The organism is Kitasatospora nipponensis (genome assembly GCF_039528135.1).
Taxonomy (GTDB): domain Bacteria; phylum Actinomycetota; class Actinomycetes; order Streptomycetales; family Streptomycetaceae; genus Kitasatospora; species Kitasatospora nipponensis.
In genome coordinates this window covers 57,432-76,931 of record NZ_BAAALF010000016.1, presented here as the reverse complement: position 1 = coordinate 76,931, position 19,500 = coordinate 57,432, and the positions used below count along the sequence as shown (strand labels likewise).

Here is a 19,500-nt window from a genome sequence, read left to right as displayed (position 1 = left end):
TCCACAGCCCGGCCGCGCGCAGCCCGGCCTCGACCGTCCAGACGTCCGGTCCCGGCGCGCCGCCCAGGCCGGCCGGTACGGCGAGCCGCCCGCCGAGGGCCAGCCGGTCGGCGGCCAGGCCGTAGAACTCGGTCGCGTGGTACTCGCTGCGGGTGGCCCGCTCGGGCGCGGGCAGGTCGGCGAGGACGGCGTCGAACGGCCCGCCGGCGGCCGGGTCGCCGCCGGAGGACCGGTCGGCTCGGCGCAGCCACTCCAGCGGGTCCGCGGTGACCACCCGGACCCGCGGATCGGCGAACGAGTGCCCGCCGAGCGCCGCCAGCGCCGGATCGGTGCGGGCCAGCGCGGGCAGCGCCGGGTCGAGGGTGACCAGCAGGACCGAGCGCACCGCCCGGTGGCGCAGCACCTCGCGCAGCGCCAGCCCGTCGCCACCGCCGAGCACCAGCACCCGGGCGTCGGCGCCGGCGGGCAGCGCCGGGTGCACCAGCGCCTCGTGGTAGCGGTACTCGTCGGTGCCGCAGACCGCGAGGCGCCCGGCCAGGTAGAGCCGCAGCGGGTCGGCGCCGGCCGCCCGCTGCTCCGGTACCCGCGGCGGGGCCCCGGCGGCCTGCGGTCCGGCCCCGGGAGCGTCGGGAGCGTCGGGACGGTCGGGGTCCGGCGGAGCGTCGGGGCCGGAAGCGGCCGCGGGGCCGCTCGGACCGGGGTCGGCGGGGTCGGCGGCGGCGAGGGGACGGGGGTCGGTGGCGGGGGTGCCGGAGCCGCCGGTCAGCACGATCTCGCCGTAGCGGCTCTGCACGGCCTGCCGGGCCGGTCCGCCGTAGAGGGCGTGCCGGGCGGCCCGTTCGATCGCGCCGGTGAAGGCGGCGGCCAGCGCGAGGGCGGCGAGCACCGTCCCGCAGCCGGCCCAGAGCACGAGCCGGGTGCGCGGGCCCGGCTCGTCGCGGAAGAGCCAGAGCACCACAGTGGCGCCGGCCAGCGCGTTGACCACCCCGGTCAACAGCGCGCCGTCGGCCGCGCCGAAGACCGGCAGCAGCAGGAAGGGGAAGGCCAGCCCGCCGATCAGCGCGCCGACGTAGTCGGCCGCGAAGAGGTCGGCCGCGGCCCGGCCGGCGTCCTCCCGGCGGATCCGCTGGACCAGCGACATCAGCAGCGGGATCTCCGCGCCGATCAGGATCCCGATCACGCAGGTCAGCCCGATCATGGCGAGCTGGTAGCGGCCCAGCCAGGCCCAGCAGCCGTACAGGGCGAGCACGGAGAGCCCGCCGACCAGCGCCAGCGCGCACTCGACCAGCGCGAAGGAGGTGGCCGGGCGGTGGGTGAAGTGCTTGGCGCCGAGCGAGCCCACGCCCATCGCGAAGACCATCACCGAGAGCACCACGGAGGTCTGGGTGACCGAGTCACCGAGCAGGTAGCCGCCGAGGGCCACCAGCTCCAGCTCGTAGACCAGCCCGCAGGCGGCGCAGACGAAGGCGGCGAGCAGGACCAGCAGCCGGGCCGGGCGCGGGCGTTGCGGGGTGCCGCGGTCGGCTGTGGTGCCGGTGGTGTCAGTGGTGGTGGCGGTGCTGACGGTGCTCCGGGCGGGGCGGGGCCGGCGCGGTGGGCGCGGCGGCCGCCCGGTGCCGCGGGCGAGGGGTGCCGGGCGGCCGGGGGCGGGTCGCCGCCCGGGGGTGGTCGCGGCACCGAAGCCATCCGTTCGTACGCGCCCATCCGGGTGAGGGTGGCCGTCCGTTCGGGCGCGTCCGTCCGGCGCGGCGACCCGCGGCGCGGCCGGCTCGTCGGCGCCGGTGGCGGTCCGGCGGCGTCCCTCGGAGCGTTCCCGCGCCTGGGTGCGCAGCCGCAGGTGGGCGCGGGTCCGCGGGCGCCGCACCGGGCCCGGCACCGGCTCGGTGCGGGGCTCGGCCGGCAGGCGGCTGCGGGACTGCCCGCGGGTGCGCGACCTGACCCGGACGGTCGGTACCCGTCCGGTCGGGGCGGAGCCGTCGTGGTCGAGGCCGGGCTGCGGGGGTGGGCCCGCCGACTGGTTGATCACGAAGAAACGCTAGGCGACGGGTGGCGCAAATAGTTGCACTCGTTCGTGGGATAGCGCTTCGGAAGGAGTTGACGAACCGTCATGACATTCGATTCTTCGACGCGTTGCGGAGGTCACCCGGCGGTCGGCCGGGCCATCGAGCAGCGGGCGCCCGCCCCGGCGGTCGGCGCCGCCCAGTGGCGCACCACCAGCGACGAGCGGGTGCACACCAGCCGCCCCTCCTGCGGGTAGGCGTGCCAGGTCCGCCAGAGCACCCGCTCCGCGCTGCCCTGCGCGACCAGCGCGGTGAAGGCGCTCGGGTCGCCCGGGAAGACCCCGGCCAGACCGCGCGGGTGCTCGTCCACCAGGGCGAGGATCTCCTGCGCCCGCGCGGCGAAGACGTGGGGCGGCAGGGTCTCGATCCGGGCCGCGAACTCGTACTCCCATCCGGCGACTTGCTCGGCGACCCGGGCGGGCAGCGGGGTGCGCCGGCCGGGCATGCAGGCGACCGTCTCCAGGCACTCGCCCGGGCCGGCCGCGATGACCACCTGGTGCGAGGCGCCCAGCAGGCGCAACTGCAGGGTGCCCGCGCCGCCGCCCGCCGCCGGGCCGCCGGTGCGGTCCGGGGCGGGCGCGCTGCCGGCCCGGGTGGCGCTGCCGGCGTCCGTCGCGCTGTCGGGACCCGACAGCACCAGGTCGCGCACCGCGAGGGCGGGCAGCGGTCCGCCGCCGAGACACCAGGCCAGGTCGCCGGCGCGGGTGTCGGTGTAGGAGGTCTGCAGTGTGGTGAGCATGCTGGGCTCCGCATTTCAGCTCCGTACGCGCCCGCCGTGCAGCTCCCTGACTCGGCCGAAGGCGAGGAGGTTCGTGGCTGTGCGGGTCCAGGACGCGGCCGACCGTGGAAGGAAGGATTCCGGCTGGAGATTCAGCAGCAGAGAAGCACGAATTCTCCGGGTCCGTCAGGGATTTACCCATTCTTGTTGCACATTCACCGTTCTGGGCGTAGTGCCTGGTCAGGTGTGACCGGCCCGGTGAACGAGATTGCTCGGGCCGTGCCGTTCGGGCCGGAGCGCGCGCCCTGCGGGCCGGTTGCGCGCCGGACGCGTGCGTGCGCGCGGTGTGCGGGGCGCGCCCCGCGGGCCGAGCGCCACGGCGCGGGGTGGCGAAGCCGTGGCGGGCGCCGGGCGGGCCCGCGCCCGGCCGTCGGTGGCGGGCACAACACGGGGACGGCGGGGACCACTTCGGTCCGGCGCCCGCTCCCGCGGTGCTCCGGGCGAGGAGGTCCGATGCCACCTCAGGGCGGTCGATCACCGGCGCGGCCGGGTCAGCCGAGGAAGGCGGCGACGAAGGCGTCCAGGTCGGCGACCGCGCCGGCCAGCTCGGTGTCGCTCAACTGACCGCCCACCGCGCTGGTGGCCAGGAAGTAGCCCAGGCTCGCCTGGCAGCTCTCGACGGCCGTGGATCCGGTCATCGCACAGCTGATCTCCTGCGCCGTTCCCTGCGGGCCCTGGAGCGTCACCAGCGCGACCACCGGACGGCTCGGCCCGGCCGGCGGGCTCTGGCCGCTCGCCGCGATGTTCGGCTCGCGCACCCCGCTCGGCACCCCGACGGCGGCCACGTGGAGGCCGGGGGTGCCGGTCGCCACCGGGTGGACCTGGTCCGCGGACTGCGGCGGTGGGGCCAGGCAGGTGGCCGGTTGCCCGCCCGGCGTGGTCGGGGCGGTGGCCTGGGCGATGAAGGGGCACGCCAGGTCCACGTCGGTCTGCGCGCCGCCACTGTCGAAGACGGCCTGCACGAGCGAGGCGAACCGGGCACCGACCGGGTCGGACTCCGCGGGGGCGGGGTGCAGGTAGGCCTGCTCGCCGCCGTCGCCGGCGAAGTAGACCGCGTCGCAGGTCCAGTCGCCCGGGCCGACCAGGTACCGGGCGTTGCCTGGGTAGCCCGCTCCGAAGGCCGCGCTGCTCGCCGGCAGGTCGACCGGCGCGGGCACCGGCACGGTGGCGGCCGGCGTCGCGGCGGCGGGCGGATTCGGCTCGACGGGCTGGGTGGGGCATGGCTGGACCGGCGCGGAGCGGGTGGCGGTGGTCGCCGGTGCGCCGGCCGGGGCCGCCGCCCGGGCGCCCTGGCCGCTCGCGCCGACGGCGGTCGCCAGCACGGCCGACGCGACCAGGGCCGCCGGTCTCGTCCCCGTCAGGATCCCTCGGACACCCTGTGTGCAGCGCATGGTCGCACCTTCCCGGGGGGCGCTGTGGGCGGCGCACGCTACGGGCGACCGTTCGCCGCGCCCCTTCGGATCGGGCCGGCCCCCCGTCGGGCGTGCAGGGGAAGGGATGCGGGAAGCCGGCGGCAGAGGTCGGGACCGACCGCGGGTCGTCGCCTGCGCGGCCCGTGGGCGCGCGGAACGCGGTCGTCCTCCCAGGTTAGGTCCGCCGCCGCGCCCCGCGCGCGACGGCGGGCCCGCGCCCTCGCTCAGAGTCGGCGCAGCCGTGCCACGGCTTCGTTGAGGACGTCGTCCTGCTTGCAGAAGGTGAAGCGGACGAGCGGGCGGCCCGCCTCGATGTCGTCGTAGAAGACCGAGTTGGGGATCGCGACGACGCCGCAGCGCTCGGGCAGGGCGCGGCAGAACGCCAGGCCGTCCTTCTCGCCGAGCGGGGTGATGTCGGTGGTGATGAAGTACGTGCCCTCGGGCCGGAAGACCTGGAACCCGGCGTCCGTCAGGCCCTCGCAGAGCAGGTCGCGCTTGCGCAGCAGGTCGGCGCGCAGGGTGTCGAAGTAGCTGTCGGGCAGCCGCAGGGCCTGCGCGACGGCGTACTGGAACGGGCCCGCCGAGACGTAGGTGAGGTACTGCTTGGCGGTGCGCACCGCGGCCACCAGCGGTGCGGTGGCGGTGACCCAGCCGACCTTCCAGCCGGTGAAGGAGAAGGTCTTGCCGGCCGAGGAGATCGAGACGGTGCGCTCGCGCATGCCGGGCAGGGCCGCGATCGGGTGGTGGCCGGTGGCGAAGACCAGGTGTTCGTAGACCTCGTCGGTGATGACCAGCAGGTCGTGCTCGACGGCTAGTTGGGCGATGGTGCGCAGCTCGTCGGGGTGCAGCACGGTGCCGGTGGGGTTGTGCGGGGTGTTGAGCAGGATGAGCCGGGTGCGCGGGGTGACCAGGGCGCGCAGCTCGTCCAGGTCGGGGCGGAAGTCGGGCTGACGCAGGGTCAGCGGGACGCGGGTGGCGCCGGCCATCGCGATGCAGGCGGCGTAGGAGTCGTAGAACGGCTCGAAGGCGATCACCTCGTCGCCCGGCTCCAGCAGGGCGAGCAGGGCGGCGGCGATGGCCTCGGTGGCGCCGGCGGTGACCAGCACCTCGGTGTCGGGGTCGTACTCCAGCCCGTAGAAGTGCTGCTGGTGATCGGCGACGGCCTGCCGCAGCTCGGGGATGCCCGGCCCGGGCGGGTACTGGTTGCCGCGTCCGCCGAGCACGGCGTCGGCGGCGGCCTCGGCGATGGAGCGCGGGCCGTCGGTGTCGGGGAAGCCCTGCCCGAGGTTGATCGACCCGGTGGCGGTGGCCAGGGCGCTCATCTCCGCGAAGATCGTCGTACCCATCCCCGCCAGTCGGCGGTTCAACAGCGGCCTCGTACCCATGACGGCTCCTCACGCTCGTGGTCGGGGGACATCCTCTGACGCCGGGTGGCGGTGGACAAGCGGGCCGGTCAGGGGTGCTCCGGCTCGAAGACGGTCAGCCGTTCGCTCTCCAGGGCGAGCGCGGTGAGGCCGGTGTCGCTGCCGCAGCCGTGCTCCTCGCCGGTGGACCACAGGACGGCGGTGCCGGCGGCGATCGGGTGCCGGGCGCCGTCGGGGCCGCTGATCCAGCCCTCGCCGGCGATCACCAGGAAGAGCTGCTCGCCGGGGGCCGGGTGGGCGCCGATGGTGCCGCCGGGGGCGACGGTGAGGCAGCTGAGGTGCACCAGGCCGGTGCCGTGGCCGGGGCCGGGTGCGTCCGCGCCGGTGCCGCCGCCGGTGGCGATCCGGGTCGCGTGGGCCCGCTCGCTGCCGTAGCGCTCGATCAGCCGCTCGGCGCGGTCGAAGTGGATCAGGCGCACGGTGGGGTCTCCCGAGGGGCGGGGCGGGTGGGGCCGGACGCGGGCGACCCGGCCCGCCACGGGGGCGGACCGGGTCGGTCACGGGTGTGCGGTGGGGCTCAGCTCTCGTCCGGGCCGGACTCCTCGCCCGGCTCGTCGGACTCGCCGGCCGCGGGGCCGCCCTTGCCCTCGATCTCGTCCTGCAGGCCCAGGCGGCCGACCATCCACTTCTCGAACTCGACCGCGGACTGGGTCCAGTTGGCGGTGGTGTTGACGAAGTAGTCCAGGTTCACACCGTTGCCGATGATCATCTGGGTCTCGCCGATCAGCCGGACCACGCCGTCCTCGTGGGTGTGCGTGTAGACCTTGGGCCACAGGGTCTCGCGGTTCCACTCGTCGATCAGGTCGAGGATCTCGCCCTTCTGCTCCAGCGGGTACGAGCGGTCGTAGAAGGAGCGGACCGCGAACAGCTCCTTGTGCTCGCCGCGGAACATGTAGTAGACGCGGAAACCGTCCCAGGGGGCGGTGAGGTCACCCTCGTCGTCCACCACGTGCTTGAGCTGCATCTGGTCGAGGATCTGTGCCACCAGGCCCTGGTCCGGCAGCACGATCGGCGGCGGCCCGGCCGGCTGGCCGCCCGGCGGGGGCTGCTGCGGCAGGCCGAAGGACGGGATCGACGACGGGTCAATGCTCACGGGGAGGTCCCTTCACAGTGCACGAGGGTGGCTGGCAATGCGGGGCCGCCCTTCCATATCTCCATCCTGCCTCATTCGGGCCCGACGGCACAGGGAGACCGGCAGCCGGTCGGGGGCGGGTGACCTGGGCGTCAGCCGCCGGTCACCCGCCGCTCCCCAGCGGGTCTCCCGCTGGTTTCCCGCTGGTCAGGACACCTGGTCGGCTGCCTGCCCGGACCCCTGCTCCGACGGCCGGTCGGACGGCCGGTCACCGGGCCGGGTCGCCGCGGAGTGGACGGTGAGCCTGTCGCCCGCCTCGTCCAGGTCCACCCGCACCCGCTGCCCGTCGTGCACCCGCCCGGAGAGGATCTCCTTGGCCAGCTGGTCCCCGATCGCGGCCTGCACCAGCCGGCGCAGCGGCCGGGCGCCGTACGCCGGGTCGTAGCCGGTCAGCGACAGCCAGTCGCGGGCGGCGGGGGTGACCTCCAGGGTCAGCCGGCGGTCGCGCAGCCGCTCGGCCAGCTTGGCCACCTGGAGGTCGACGATCCGGCTGAGCTCGGCCGAGCCCAGCGGGTCGAAGACCACGATGTCGTCGAGTCGGTTGAGGAACTCGGGCTTGAAGGCCGAGCGCACGCTCTGCAGGACCAGGTCCTTCTTGCGCTCCTCGGCCACCGTCGGGTCCACCAGGTACTGGCTGCCCAGGTTGGAGGTGAGGATCAGGATGGCGTTGCGGAAGTCCACCGTGCGGCCCTGGCCGTCGGTGAGGCGGCCGTCGTCCAGCACCTGGAGCAGCACGTCGAAGACCTCGGGGTGGGCCTTCTCCACCTCGTCCAGCAGCACGACGCTGTACGGCCGGCGGCGCACCGCCTCGGTGAGCTGGCCGCCCTCCTCGTACCCGACGTACCCGGGCGGGGCGCCGACCAGCCGCGAGACGGAGTGCTTCTCGCCGTACTCGCTCATGTCGATGCGGACCATGGCGTGCTCGTCGTCGAAGAGGAAGTCGGCCAGGGCCTTGGCGAGTTCGGTCTTGCCGACGCCGGTGGGGCCGAGGAAGAGGAACGAGCCGGTGGGCCGGTCCGGGTCGGCGATGCCGGCCCGGGTGCGGCGCACCGCGTCGGAGACGGCCCGCACGGCGGTCGACTGGCCGATCAGCCGGCGGCCCAACTCCTCCTCCATCCGCAGGAGTTTGGCGCTCTCGCCCTCCAGCAGCCGGCCGGCCGGGATGCCGGTCCAGGAGGCGACCACGTCGGCCACGTCGTCCGGGCCGACCTCCTCCTTGACCATCGACTGGGTGGCGTCCTGGTCGGCGGCGCGCTCCTGGGCCTCGGCCAACTCCTGTTCGGCGGCCGGGACCTCGGCGTACATCAGCTTGGAGGCGCGCTCGAAGTCGCCGTCGCGCTGGGCCCGTTCCAGCGTGCTCTGCAGGCTGTCCAGGCGCTCCTTGAGCTCGCCGACCCGGTTCAGGCTCTTCTTCTCCTGCTCCCAGCGGGCGGTCAGGCCCGAGAGCTGCTCCTGCTTGTCGGCCAGGTCGCGGCGCAGCCGGGCCAGGCGGTCCACCGAGGCCGGGTCGGACTCCTTCTCCAGGGCCAGCTCCTCCATCCGCAACCGGTCCACCGCGCGCTGGAGTTCGTCGATCTCGACCGGCGAGGAGTCGATCTCCATGCGCAGCCGGGAGGCCGCCTCGTCGACCAGGTCGATCGCCTTGTCGGGCAGGAAGCGGGAGGTGATGTAGCGGTTGGACAGGGTGGCCGCGGCGACCAGCGCGGCGTCCGAGATCTGCACCTTGTGGTGCGCCTCGTAGCGGCCCTTGAGGCCGCGCAGGATGGCGATCGAGTCCTCCACGCTGGGCTCGCCGACCATCACCTGCTGGAAGCGGCGCTCCAGCGCCGGGTCCTTCTCGATCCGCTCGCGGTACTCGTCCAGGGTGGTGGCGCCGACCATCCGCAGCTCGCCGCGGGCCAGCATCGGCTTGAGCATGTTGCCGGCGTCCATCGAGGAGTCCCCGCCGGCGCCCGCGCCGACCATGGTGTGCAGCTCGTCGATGAAGGTGACCACCTGGCCGTCGCTCGCCCTGATGTCGTTCAGCACGGCCTTGAGCCGCTCCTCGAACTCGCCGCGGTACTTGGCGCCGGCCACCATCGCGCTGAGGTCCAGCGAGACCAGCCGCTTGTCCCGCAGCGAGGTGGGCACGTCCCCGGCGACGATGCGCTGGGCCAGCCCCTCGACCACGGCGGTCTTGCCGACGCCGGGCTCGCCGATCAGCACGGGGTTGTTCTTGGTGCGCCGGGAGAGCACCTGGACCACCCGGCGGATCTCCTGGTCGCGCCCGATCACCGGGTCGAGCTTGCCGTCGCGGGCCGCCTGGGTGAGGTCGGTGCCGTACTTCTCCAGCGCCTTGTAGGTGCCCTCCGGGTCCTGCGAGGTGACCCGCGAGCTGCCCCTGACCTGCTTGAAGGCGGCCAGCAGCGCCTTGGGCGTGGCGCCCTGGCGGGCCAGCAGGTCGGCCACCGCGCCGCCCTCGGCGGCCAGCCCGACCAGCAGGTGCTCGGTGGAGACGTACGCGTCGTCCAGGTCGTCGGCGCGCTTGCCGGCCTCGGCCAGCACGGCCATGGTGTCGCGGCCCAGCTGCGGGGCCGCCACCGTGGAGCCCTGGGCGCTGGGCAGCGCCTTGGCCTGCTGGCGGGCGGCGGTGGTGAGCTGTGCGACGTCCGCACCGACCGCCTCCAGCAGCGGCCGGGCGATCCCCTCGGGCTGCTCCAGCAGTGCGAGCAGCACGTGCACCGCCCTGACGTCCGGGTTTCCGGCGCTGCCGGCCTGCCGGATGGCGGCGGACAGGGCGTCCTGCGTCTTGGTGGTGAACTTGCTCGCGTCCACGGCCGGCTGCTCCTCCTGTGTGATGGGTCTGCGATGGTCCGCACTCAGCTAACTTGAGTGTACTGCGCTCAAGTTTTTCGCGTAAAGGTCAGCAGGTCACGGGCGGGGCCCGCCGGGCGCCGGCCGGTGGGCCAGACGGCGCGCAGCGGGCGGTGCAGGTCGAGCCCGGCGAGCGGGACCTCGACCAGGCGGCGGGTGGCCAGCTCGTCGGCGACGGCCAGCTCGCTCAGGCAGACCGGGCCGGCGCCGGCCATCGCGGCGGCCTTCAGCGCGGTGGTGGAGGCCAGCTCCAGCAGCGGGGTGGCCGAGGCGCCGTGCGCGGCGAGCGCGCGGTCCAGGATCTCCCGGGTGCCGGAGCCGGGCTCGCGCACCACGAGCGGGGTGGCCGCCAGCTCGGGGCCGGTGACGGGGGTGCGGCGGCGGGCCCAGCGGTGGCTCGGGGCGACCACCACCACCAGCCGGTCGGTGGCCACCACGGTGCCGGTCAGCCCGGCCGGGGTGGCGGGGCCCTCCACGAAGCCGAGGTCGGCCTCGCCGGCCAGCACCAGCTCGGCCACCGTCTGCGAGTTGGCGGTGCGCAGCGTGACGGCGGTGCCCGGGCGGGCGGCCGCCAGGGCCAGCAGCCAGCCGGGCATCAGGTACTCGGCCACGGTCAGGCTGGCGACCACCCGCAGCCGGGCGTCACGGCGCTCGCGCAGCGCGTCGATGCCGGCGTCCAGCGCCTGCGCGGCCTCCACCACCTGGCGGGCCCACTCGACCACCAGCAGCCCGGTGGGGGTGGGCCGCGAACCGCGCGGGGAACGGTCCAGCAGCGGGACGCCCAGCTGCTGCTCCATGCCCTTGATCCGGGCGCTGGCGGCCGGCTGGCTGATCCCCAGCTCGGCGGCGGCGCGGCCCACGCTGCCGTGCCGGGCCACCGCCAGCAGCAGTTCCAGGGCGCCCAGCTCGGGTACGCGTGAGGAGAGGGGCATAGGGCCAGGTTATGTCCTCATAGGGCGCCGGGTGCTACCGGTGCCGCGGGGTCCGCCGCAGGCTGGAGCCATGGTCACCCCCACCGCTCCGCACCCCGCCGCACCGCCGGCCCCCGTCGTCCCCCGCCCGGCCGCCACCCGGCCGACGGCGCGGGCCGCCGGGCGGTGGGGCCTGCGCCGGCTGACCCTCGGCCGGCCGGCTCTCGGGCGGCTGGACCTCGGGCAGCTCGGGCCGAACTGGTACGCGGCGGTGATGGGCACCGCGATCGTGGCCAACGGCGCCGTGGCGCTGCCGTACCCGGTGCCCGGCCGGCAGGCCTTCGCCGAGGTGCTCTGGGTGCTCGCGCTGGCCGCCCTGGTGGTCCTGGTGGGCGCCCGGCTGGTGCACCTGACCCGGCACCGCGCGGCCGCCCGCGCGCAGCTGCTGGACGACCCGGCCACCGCCGTCTTCTACGGCTGCCCGCCGATGGCGCTGCTGGCGGTCGGCTACGGGACGCTGGTGATCGGCTCGCGGCTGATCGGGACCGGCCCGGCGCTCGCCGTCGACCTGGTGCTCTGGACCGTCGGCACGCTCTACGCGGTCCTGGTGGCGGCCGGGATCCCGTACCTGATGATCACCCGGCACGACCTGTCGGCGCTGCGGGCCAACCCCACCTGGCTGCTCCCGGTGGTCGCCCCGATGGTGGCCGCGGCGCTGGGTCCGGCCCTGGTCACGCACCTGCCCGCCGGCCTGCGCCCGGCGCTCTTCTACGGCTGCTACGGGCTCTTCGGCGCCAGCCTGCTGGCCGTCCTGGCGGTGCTGCCGGTGGTCCTCGCCGGGCTGCTGCACAGCGGGCCGCTCGGCGTGCTGCTGATGCCCTCGCTCTTCCTGGTGCTCGGTCCGCTGGGCCAGTCCACCACCGCCGTCAACCAGCTCGCCGACGCCTCCCGCTCGGCGGCCCCGGCACTGGCCGGCCCGGCCCTCGGCTTCGCGGTGCTCTTCGGGGTGGCGGCGATCGGGTTCGCGCTGCTGTGGCTGCTGGTCGCCGGCGCGGCCAACCTGCGGGCGCTGCGCAGCGGGCGGCTGCCCTTCGCGCTGACCTGGTGGGCCTTCACCTTCCCGGTCGGCACCTGCGTGACGGGCGCGGCCGCGCTGGCCCGGCACACCGGCTTCGCGGGCTTCGGCGTGCTGGCGGTGGCGCTGTACGCGCTGCTGCTGACGGCCTGGTCGGTGGCGGCGGTGCGCACCCTCGCGGCGCTGGCGGGCGGCCGGCTGCTGCGCGCGGCCGGCTGAGCCGGCCGTCGGAGGGGCCCGCCCGGCGCCCCGCCCACCGCCTTGCCCCAGGGGTGCGCGAACCAGCAGGTGCGCGAACGCGCAGCGACCGGCTCCTTGTCGTGGACCGTCCGCTGAGCGAACCTGAGGGGTAGTCACCACACCTGCCAGGACGGCTCACCGGGGACTCCACGCGGTACACCGCGCGCTCGCGCGGCGGCGCCGCGCGGTGCGGAGCCGCCCCGGCGGGCGCAACGGGGAGGTTGGACCATGTCAGGACGTTCGCACGTGCTGGTGGAGAGCCAGGCGGTCTGGGGGAAGCCGGGGTCGAACCGCTTCCTGCGGGAGGCCGTGACGCTGGCGGAGGCCGGCGACCGGGTGATCCTCTACCTGGTGGAGGACGGTGTCTTCGCGGCCGTCTCGGACGGTGTCCCGGAGCTGGCCCGGCTGGTCGAGCTGGGCTCGGAGGTCTGGGCGGACGACTACTCGCTCACGCACCGCGCGCTGGCCGCCACCCGGCTCTCGCCGTACGTGCGGGTCAAGGGCGCCGACGCGCTGGACGGCGCGGTACGCGGCTCCAACGGGCGGGTGACGCTGCACTGACGTGACGGGGCCCCGGAGCGGCCTCGCCGGTCGCCACCCGGTCGCCCTCGCCGGTGGCCACCGTGGGTCACCGGCGGGAGGCCTCCGAGACCGAACGTTCTGTCATTCTCGCAGCTCAGCCGTGTGTGGACGGATCGTCTCAGACACATTCTGCACGTTCGTGCAGTTGCGGGAACTTGAAGGATGAACGGTCTTGTCCCTCCGCTCGCGCGCTGTGAGGCTATGCGTAACGCCAAGCCGCCCGGGCAACCGCAAGCCCGTCGGTGGTGACTCGTTCTCGGTCCTCGCGCAGGGGCAGAAGTATCTGTACGGGGAACGCGGGGACGTCGGGTGGTCAGCCATTTGTGGTGATGGCGGCCGGGCCCGGTACCAGCGATGCGTTGCTGCTCCGCCTCGCTGGAAGCACCTTGGATTTGGCGTCAGTAGGTGGATCCGCCCGGGGCCCAGCCGGCCCTGTGCCGCTGGCCCCGGGCCGGATCCGCGGACGGGACCACCCGGGTTGCCTCTGAACGAACGGGGGAGGGGCAACCCGGGGCACCGGCCGCCCTGAGGGAGCCGGCGGAGCCGCCCGCCACCGCGCGGCCCGGTCCCCGCTGCGCTGCCGCGTACCCCCGGTGAGATGATGCGACCTTGAGCGGTCGCCCGACCGCGGGCGGGCTCAGGGCGCAGGGGGGCGGGGTTGACCGACGCCACGGACGATCCGCGGCGGGACACGCCGGCGGTGGACGACGACGCGCGCGCCCTGTACCTCAGAGCGCTGGAGAACGGCGGCCGGCTGGCGGGGCACGAGCTCGCCGGAGCCGACCACGACCACCTGCGGCGCCTGGTGCGGGTCGGGCTCATGGTGGGACAGCCGAGCGGCGACGCGTACTTCGCGATCAGCCCGCGGGCGGTGACGCTGCGCCTGGGCGCCGAGATGCGCGCCGAGGCGGTCCGGCTGCTGACCGCCTCCGAACTCGTCGACGAACGGTTCGACGACCTGACCCGCGCCTACGACCAGGTCGCCGCGGTCGCCGCGGGCGACGGCCGGCCCGCCGAGCTGCGGGTGCACGGCTGGGAGAACATCCAGAAGCGCATCGCCCAGCTGCTCTCCGACTGCCGCGACGACCTGATCACCGTGCAGCCCGGCCACCGGCCGCCGGAGATGCTCGAGTCCGCGCTCGGCCAGGACATCCCCTTCCTGGAGCGCGGCGGCACCCTGCGCACGCTCTACCAGCCCAGCGCGCTCTCCGCCCCCGCGACCGTCCAGTACGCGGCGGAGGTCACCCGGCACGGCGGCACCGTGCGGGTGCTGGACGAGCCGTTCCAGCGGACCATCATCCTGGACCGCCGGATCGCGGTGATCCCGGCCGTCGAGGACACCACGGTCGCGGTCTTCGTGGAGGAGCCGGCCGTGGTGGCGCACCTGATCCGGGTCTTCGAGCGGGACTGGGAGCGGGCCGAGAGCGTGCGCTGGACCGCCCTGCGCGGCTCCGAGGGGTCCGAGGCGGTGGTGGGCCGGGTCGGCACGCTGCTCGCCCAGGGGCTCACCCAGCAGGGCGTGGCCCGCCGGCTGGGGCTCAGCGAGCGTACGGTGGCCGGGCACATCGCCCGGCTGCGGAACCGGTACGGAGCGCGGACGCTCTTCCAGTTGGGCTGGCTGATGCGCACGGCCCCCGCGGCGGAGCGGGCGGACGACGGGACGGGGGAGAGTGCACGGTGAGAGCGCCAGGTGATCCGGCGGTGGCGGCCGAAGCGGTGGCAGCGCGTGGCGGGGCGGCCGGGGAGCCCGCGGGCGACGCCCCGCTGCTCGGCGAGCGGGCCCGCGACCTGTACCTGGTGATCCTGCGGGAGGGCGGCCGGTGGCCGATGGCCGAGGTACCCGCGCAGGACGAGGAGCCGGTGCGCGAGCTGCTCGACCTCGGCCTGCTGGAGTCCTCGCTCGCCGACGCCTGCTACCGCGCCGTCAACCCGCGCGTGGTCGGCGGCCGGATCAGCGAGGACCTGCGCTCGGCCGGCACCCGGCTGCTGGTGCGCGCCCAGGAGATGCCCGACCTGCTGGCGGACCTGACCCGGGCCTACGACGCGACGCCGCGCAGCGTGGACCGCTCGGGCGAGGTGCGGCACGTGCACGACATCGACGTGATCCGCCGCCGGGTCGACCAGCTCTTCGCCGAGGCCGACGGCGAGATCCTCTCCGCGCAGCCCGGCGGCTCCTTCCCGCCCTCCCTGCTGGCCGAGTGGACCCGGCGCACCCAGCCCTTCCTGGCGGGCGGTGGCGTGGGGCGGCTGCTCTTCGAGCCGGCCGCCCGCTCGGACGGCCCGACCGTCAGCTACGTGCTGGCCGCCGCCGAGCTCGGCGCCAGGTTCCGGGTGCTGGGCGAGTCCTTCAAGCGGATGACGATCTTCGACCGGCGCCTGGTGGTGCTGCCGGCCAGCGCCCAGTACGCCAGCGCCGCCTTCGTCGAGGACCCGGCGGTGGTGGCCTTCCTGGTCGGCCTGTTCGAGCGCGACTGGCAGCGGGCCGAGCCGGTCCAGTGGCGGGCCGACACCGTGGACATCGCCGGGCTGCCGCTGCCCGCCCAGGTCGGCCGGATGCTCTCGCAGGGCCTCACCCAGCGCGCCATCGCCACCCGGCTGAGCCTGAGCGAGCGCACGGTGGCCGGCCACATCTCGCGGCTGCGCGAGCTGTACGACGCCGAGACGCTCTTCCAGCTCGGCTGGCTGATGCGGGCCGCCACCGACGACCTCGACGGGGAGCCGGTCCGGTGAACGAGCCCTGGAGCGAGGGGGAGCTGCTGGACGACGCGGCCCGGGCGCTGTACCTGGCGCTGCTGGCCGACGGCGGTCTCTTCCGGGTCGACGAGGTGTCGCCCGCCGACCTGCCGGCGCTCGGACGGCTGCTGGCCGCCCGGCTGGTCAGTAGCCAACTGGACGGCAGCTACTGGACGGTGATGGACCCGCGGGCCGCGGCCGGTCGGCTCGGCGCGGAACTGCGCGCGGCCGGAGCCAGGTTGCTCGCCCAGGCCGAGGAACCACCGCCGCAACTGGCGGAGTTGATCCGCGCCTACGACCGTGAGCCGGCCATCTCGGACGCCCGCGCGGTGGTCCGTCAGGTGACCGGCAAGCCGTTGATCCAGCAACGGCTGGAGCACCTGGCGCTGGAGACCGGCCAGGAGATGCTGATGGCCCAGCCCGGCGGCGCCCGGCCGGCCGCGATGCTGCCGCACGCGCGGCGCGCGGCCCGCGAGTGGCGCGAGCGCGGCCTGGAGCTGCGCACCATCTACCAGCCGGGCGCGCGGCTGGACCCGCCGACGGCGGCGTACGCGGCGTACGCGAGCGGCCTGGGCGCGCGGATCCGGGTGCTGGACGAGGACTTCCGCCGGATGCTGATCATGGACCGGCGGATCGCGGTGGTCGCCGGCGGCACGGAGGACCAGGTGGCGTCCTTCGTGGAGGACCCGGTGCTGGTGTCGGTGCTGGTGGACGCCTTCGAGCGGGACTGGGCGCGGGCCGAGCGGGTGCGCTGGGAGGAGCCCGCCGCGGTGGGCGACGACCCGCTGCCGGCCCTGCCGGCCCTGTTGGCCCAGGGCATGACGCAGCGCCAGGCCGCCGCCCGGCTGGGCCTGAGCGAGCGGACGGTGGCGGCGCAGATCGCGCGGCTGCGGGCGCAGTACGACGCCGAGACGCTCTTCCAACTCGGCTGGCAGCTGAGGGGCGTGGGTGATGACTGAGCCGGGTGCCGCCGGTTCGTCGCTGGTGCGGCCGTCGGCCGGGGGGTGGTCACAGCGTTCGATCGCGGGGCGCTGGGCCGGACCGGGCTGAGCCGCTCCGAGCCGGGCTGAACGGGACCGGGCCTGGCCGGGCCGAGCCGCGCCGACCACGGGGCCGCCGTCCCCGTTGGTCCTGCGGGCTGCCGCGGTCCGTCGACCGCGGGGGTCAGCCGGTGGCGGCGCCGCTGCTCGGCCAGGTGCTGTACGGGTCGGCGTGCGCGGGGCGCGGGGTGTTCTTGAACTGCTCGCCCGGCGCGGTCCAGAAGCCCTCGCGCAGCGAGAGCGCCATGCCGGCCCAGTCGAGCGCGGTCTCCACGATGTGCCGCAGGCTCTCCTGCGACCAGGTGTCGTCGAAGACCAGCGGCAGGACGGGGGCGACCTGCTCGATGGTGGCGATCAGCGGGTTGTGCGTGATGGCCTCGTCGACCAGCAGCACGATCGGCTTGCGCAGCGCCGAGCCCCAGCCGAGCTCCAGCGAGACTCCGGCCGACAGCGGCGAGCCGACGTAGGCGAAGACCAGGTCGGCGGTCTGCATGGCGCGGAAGTCCGAGGGGACCCGCGGCTCCGGCGCCCGGCCCTCGACCGTCCAGGCGTCGCTGTGGTGCGCGCTGAAGACAGCGGCACCGCTGCGCAGCAGGGAGCTGCGCAGGGCGGTCAGCCGGGTCCGGCTGGCCAGCGTCACGACACTGTCGGCCGGGCCGGTCAGCCGCATGAGCGGCGCGGCGAGGAAGACACGGGCCCGGCGGCCTTCGGGGGCCTGGGCTGCGTGCTGGCGCATGTAGGGCTCACTCATGGCGATGGCTCCGGGGATGGGGTCGGCCGGTGGTGCTGGGCAAGGCCGACGGACTGGTCGGGGAAGACGGGGGGTTCCACCCCGCGGAACGGACGGCCGAGGAGTGGCGTCGATCACGGGCAGTGCGATCGATTGCTGCACACTGATCGTCTCCGGCCCGGCTGGGAGCGTCCACTGGCCCGTGGTGTCATTTCCTCGACTGGCAGCCAGATGACAGCTCGCTGGTCAGAAGCATCTAGTCGCGAATGTGGTCACGCCCTTTGGGTGTCATCTTTCTGTCTGGCGGAAAGATGACACGGATCCGGGGCGGGCAGCGGTTGGCAATTTCCGGTGCCTACGGCTTTGATGGTGCAGCAGTTTGAGCCTGTGCTGCACAGCGGACTGCCGTCACCGCCTGGTGGTGGATCAAGGCCCTACGACGGGTTCATGACATAAGGAGGGGCGACATGCGTACAGTATCTCGACTCGTGGCCGGCGCGCTGCTGCTCGCCGCAGTTGTTGCGGGAGTATCCGGCCCAGGCGACTGGGAGTGGCAGAAGGCCGCCACGCAGACGACCGTTGTTTCGGCCCAACCTGCTTCGCCCGCCCTTGCGATGTCGGTCAAGGACTGGGAGTGGCAGTAGTTTCCCGTTGAATTGAGTGGACCGGTTCCGGACGCGTTCTCGGTCGATTCGGGGGGAGTCGTGGCCGGTCGGCTGCAGCCGGCGGGAACCGGTACCGCCGCTCGGGGCCGCAAGGCCGCGGCGGTCAGCTCTCCGGCTCCGGCTCGTCGACCGAGTGCGGTGGGTTCTGCGCCATGCGCCAACCCAGTTGGAAGAGCGTCTCGGAGTCGTACTCCTCGCGCAGTTCCGCGATGTGACGGGCCAGCGTGCGCTCGCTCAGGCCCAGGCTCCGCGCGATGACGCGATGGCCGACGCCCTGGATCAACATCTGGATGATCCGGCCGCGCAGTCGCGAGATGACTTCCTGCGGCACTTCCGCCGAACCGGGAAACGGTATCGAGCGGTCCCAGAGCCCGTCGAAGACATCCGTCAGGTACCCGACCACGGCCTCGTCCCGGACGAAGGCCGCTTTTTCGGTGTTCCCCTGCGTCGGTATCACGGCGACGCTGCGGTCGATGATGATGAGCCGGGTGAACGGCTCCGCGAGCGTTCTGACCTCGGCACCCTGCGCCGTCACCTCGGCGACGTACTGCCTGGTGGAAGTCGAGTACCGGGCGCTGGGGTGATAGATCGTACGGCGAGAGATTCCGCGCCGGACGGCTTTCAGGTCTTTCTGCCCGATTCCCTGCATGGAGATCTTCCGGCGCCGGCCGCCCGGCTGCGCGGTGAGCACCTCTTTGTCGGCACCCTCGACCAGGGAATCCAGCTGCTGATTGATCGCCGCCAGTCCGCGCACGTACTCGACCGGGCCGCCGGCCTCGATCTGCCGGTCCAGCGCGCCATAGGCGCGGGTCAAATCCTGCAGGGCGGTGGGAACGGCCACCGCGCGGGAGAGCAGCGCGAGCGCTTCGGTCTGCCAGAGCGAACTCAGCTTTCCGGCCAGCCGGTCCGGATCGGCCGCGGTGAGAACGCGGGCGTCGGGACTGTCGGGAATGAGGAGACCGAGTTCCAGGAGTTCGCGCTGCGCACCGGAAAGCGGCGCACCGTCCGCCTCCAGGCTTCCCCCCTGCTGCAGTATGTGGAGGTAGAGGGCCTTGGCTTCGACGGAGATGATGCTCGAACCCTCGGCCGCCGGCACCGGATCACCCAGTGCACTCATGACTGGTAGTCCCTCCCCACAGGTTTGCCATCGTGCGCTCGTCCGTCCTCGGCCGACTTCTCGAGATCTCGGAGCCCGCTCCACCGGAGTCGGGTGTCTTTCAGCACAACGAACTATACGGACGCCGACGAGCCGGCGGCACCCTCCCCTTCGGGGGGTGCGCGGCTCGCCGGCCTCCGGCGCGCGCTCAGGGCCCGGCTACCGCCTGGGCCGCCACACCACCAGGGCGCTGGACTGCTGGGCCGGCTGGTAGGGGACCAGGTCACGCCGGTAGGAGGCGTGCACGGCGGCCTCGCGGGCCTGCAGGGTGGTGGCCGCGCCCTCCAGCGAGGCGGCCAGCTCGGCGACCCGGGACTGCAGGGCGGCGACCTGGTTCTCCAGCTCGATGATCCGCTTGATCCCGGCCAGGTTGATGCCCTCGTCCTGGGAGAGCCGCTGCACCTCGCGCAACTGCTGGATGTCGCGGGCCGAGTAGCGCCGGCCGCCGCCGCCGGTGCGGTCGGGGCAGACCAGGCCGAGCCGGTCGTACTGGCGCAGGGTCTGCGGGTGCAGGCCGGAGAGCTCGGCGGCCACCGAGATCACGTAGACCGGGGTGTCCTCGGTCAGTACGTAGCTCGGTGCGCCCGTGCCCGCGCGGCGCTGGCGCGGGCCGGGGCCGCCGGGCAGGCCCTCGCCCAGGCCCACGCCGATGCCCCGGCCGACGGCTCCGGCGCCCAGCGCCGGACCCATGCCCATACCGGAGTCAGGG

17 protein-coding genes are annotated in these 19,500 nt (G+C 74.5%); 6 read left to right on the top strand and 11 right to left on the bottom strand.

Translation table 11 applies throughout. The features are described from left to right. The 8 genes from ABD323_RS07770 to ABD323_RS07735 all read right to left on the bottom strand — a co-directional run. On the bottom strand, nucleotides 1-1,486 hold a 1,486-nt coding region (locus tag ABD323_RS07770), incomplete at its 3' end, for a spermine/spermidine synthase domain-containing protein (protein ID WP_344440488.1). Between the two features lie 653 nt (nucleotides 1,487-2,139). Next, the gene (locus tag ABD323_RS07765) at nucleotides 2,140-2,799 is read right to left on the bottom strand and encodes a DUF2617 family protein (protein WP_344440484.1); all 660 of its coding nucleotides are present in this window, start codon (nucleotides 2,797-2,799) and stop codon (nucleotides 2,140-2,142) included. A gap of 530 nt (nucleotides 2,800-3,329) precedes the next feature. Then, entirely contained in the window at nucleotides 3,330-4,229 is a 900-nt protein-coding gene (locus ABD323_RS07760) for a hypothetical protein (RefSeq protein WP_344440483.1), read from the bottom strand. A 245-nt stretch (nucleotides 4,230-4,474) separates the two neighbouring features. Then, complete coding sequence (locus ABD323_RS07755) at nucleotides 4,475-5,635, bottom strand: pyridoxal phosphate-dependent aminotransferase (protein ID WP_344440482.1); 1,161 nt, start codon at nucleotides 5,633-5,635, stop codon at nucleotides 4,475-4,477. A 68-nt stretch (nucleotides 5,636-5,703) separates the two neighbouring features. Continuing rightward, nucleotides 5,704-6,093: a cupin domain-containing protein gene (locus ABD323_RS07750; RefSeq protein ID WP_344440481.1), complete on the bottom strand. Its 390-nt coding sequence runs from the start codon at nucleotides 6,091-6,093 to the stop codon at nucleotides 5,704-5,706. Between the two features lie 98 nt (nucleotides 6,094-6,191). Beyond that, nucleotides 6,192-6,767 carry a type III secretion system chaperone family protein gene (locus tag ABD323_RS07745; protein WP_344440480.1) on the bottom strand — a complete coding sequence of 192 codons (576 nt, stop codon included), beginning with the start codon at nucleotides 6,765-6,767 and terminating at the stop codon, nucleotides 6,192-6,194. A gap of 186 nt (nucleotides 6,768-6,953) precedes the next feature. Next, a complete protein-coding gene (gene clpB, locus ABD323_RS07740; RefSeq protein ID WP_344440479.1) occupies nucleotides 6,954-9,620 on the bottom strand; it encodes an ATP-dependent chaperone ClpB in 2,667 nt (888 codons plus the stop codon). Nucleotides 9,621-9,688: 68 nt separating this feature from the next. Next, nucleotides 9,689-10,591 carry a LysR family transcriptional regulator gene (locus tag ABD323_RS07735; protein ID WP_344440478.1) on the bottom strand — a complete coding sequence of 301 codons (903 nt, stop codon included), beginning with the start codon at nucleotides 10,589-10,591 and terminating at the stop codon, nucleotides 9,689-9,691. 70 nt (nucleotides 10,592-10,661) lie between these two features. Here ABD323_RS07735 and ABD323_RS07730 point away from each other — a divergent pair, with 70 nt between their 5' ends. The 5 genes from ABD323_RS07730 (at nucleotide 10,662) to ABD323_RS07710 (ending at nucleotide 16,159) form a co-directional block, all read left to right on the top strand. Beyond that, nucleotides 10,662-11,864, top strand: coding sequence for a TDT family transporter (locus tag ABD323_RS07730; RefSeq protein ID WP_344440477.1), 1,203 nt, complete (start codon nucleotides 10,662-10,664; stop codon nucleotides 11,862-11,864). 249 nt (nucleotides 11,865-12,113) lie between these two features. Continuing rightward, nucleotides 12,114-12,446: a hypothetical protein gene (locus tag ABD323_RS07725; RefSeq protein WP_344440476.1), complete on the top strand. Its 333-nt coding sequence runs from the start codon at nucleotides 12,114-12,116 to the stop codon at nucleotides 12,444-12,446. Nucleotides 12,447-13,125: 679 nt separating this feature from the next. Continuing rightward, nucleotides 13,126-14,148 (top strand): LuxR C-terminal-related transcriptional regulator, encoded by a 1,023-nt coding sequence (locus ABD323_RS07720; protein WP_344440475.1) that lies wholly within the window; start codon nucleotides 13,126-13,128, stop codon nucleotides 14,146-14,148. Next, entirely contained in the window at nucleotides 14,145-15,197 is a 1,053-nt protein-coding gene (locus ABD323_RS07715; protein ID WP_344440474.1) for a LuxR C-terminal-related transcriptional regulator, read from the top strand. Before ABD323_RS07720 ends, ABD323_RS07715 begins: the two co-directional genes overlap by 4 nt. Next, complete coding sequence (locus ABD323_RS07710; protein WP_344440473.1) at nucleotides 15,194-16,159, top strand: LuxR family transcriptional regulator; 966 nt, start codon at nucleotides 15,194-15,196, stop codon at nucleotides 16,157-16,159. Before ABD323_RS07715 ends, ABD323_RS07710 begins: the two co-directional genes overlap by 4 nt. 205 nt (nucleotides 16,160-16,364) lie before the next feature. Here ABD323_RS07710 and ABD323_RS07705 read toward each other — a convergent pair whose 3' ends face one another. Then, the gene (locus tag ABD323_RS07705; protein ID WP_344440472.1) at nucleotides 16,365-16,991 is read right to left on the bottom strand and encodes a hypothetical protein; all 627 of its coding nucleotides are present in this window, start codon (nucleotides 16,989-16,991) and stop codon (nucleotides 16,365-16,367) included. 446 nt (nucleotides 16,992-17,437) lie between these two features. On the opposite strand from ABD323_RS07705, the gene ABD323_RS07700 reads away from it, so the two are divergent. After that, nucleotides 17,438-17,614, top strand: coding sequence for a hypothetical protein (locus ABD323_RS07700; RefSeq protein ID WP_344440471.1), 177 nt, complete (start codon nucleotides 17,438-17,440; stop codon nucleotides 17,612-17,614). A gap of 124 nt (nucleotides 17,615-17,738) precedes the next feature. On the opposite strand, the gene ABD323_RS07695 is transcribed toward ABD323_RS07700, so the two are convergent. Both ABD323_RS07695 and ABD323_RS07690 read right to left on the bottom strand, forming a co-directional pair. Next, nucleotides 17,739-18,752 (bottom strand): hypothetical protein, encoded by a 1,014-nt coding sequence (locus ABD323_RS07695; protein ID WP_344440470.1) that lies wholly within the window; start codon nucleotides 18,750-18,752, stop codon nucleotides 17,739-17,741. A 198-nt stretch (nucleotides 18,753-18,950) separates the two neighbouring features. Then, nucleotides 18,951-19,481 carry a heat shock protein transcriptional repressor HspR gene (locus tag ABD323_RS07690; protein WP_425555902.1) on the bottom strand — a complete coding sequence of 177 codons (531 nt, stop codon included), beginning with the start codon at nucleotides 19,479-19,481 and terminating at the stop codon, nucleotides 18,951-18,953. Nucleotides 19,482-19,500: the final 19 nt, after the last annotated feature.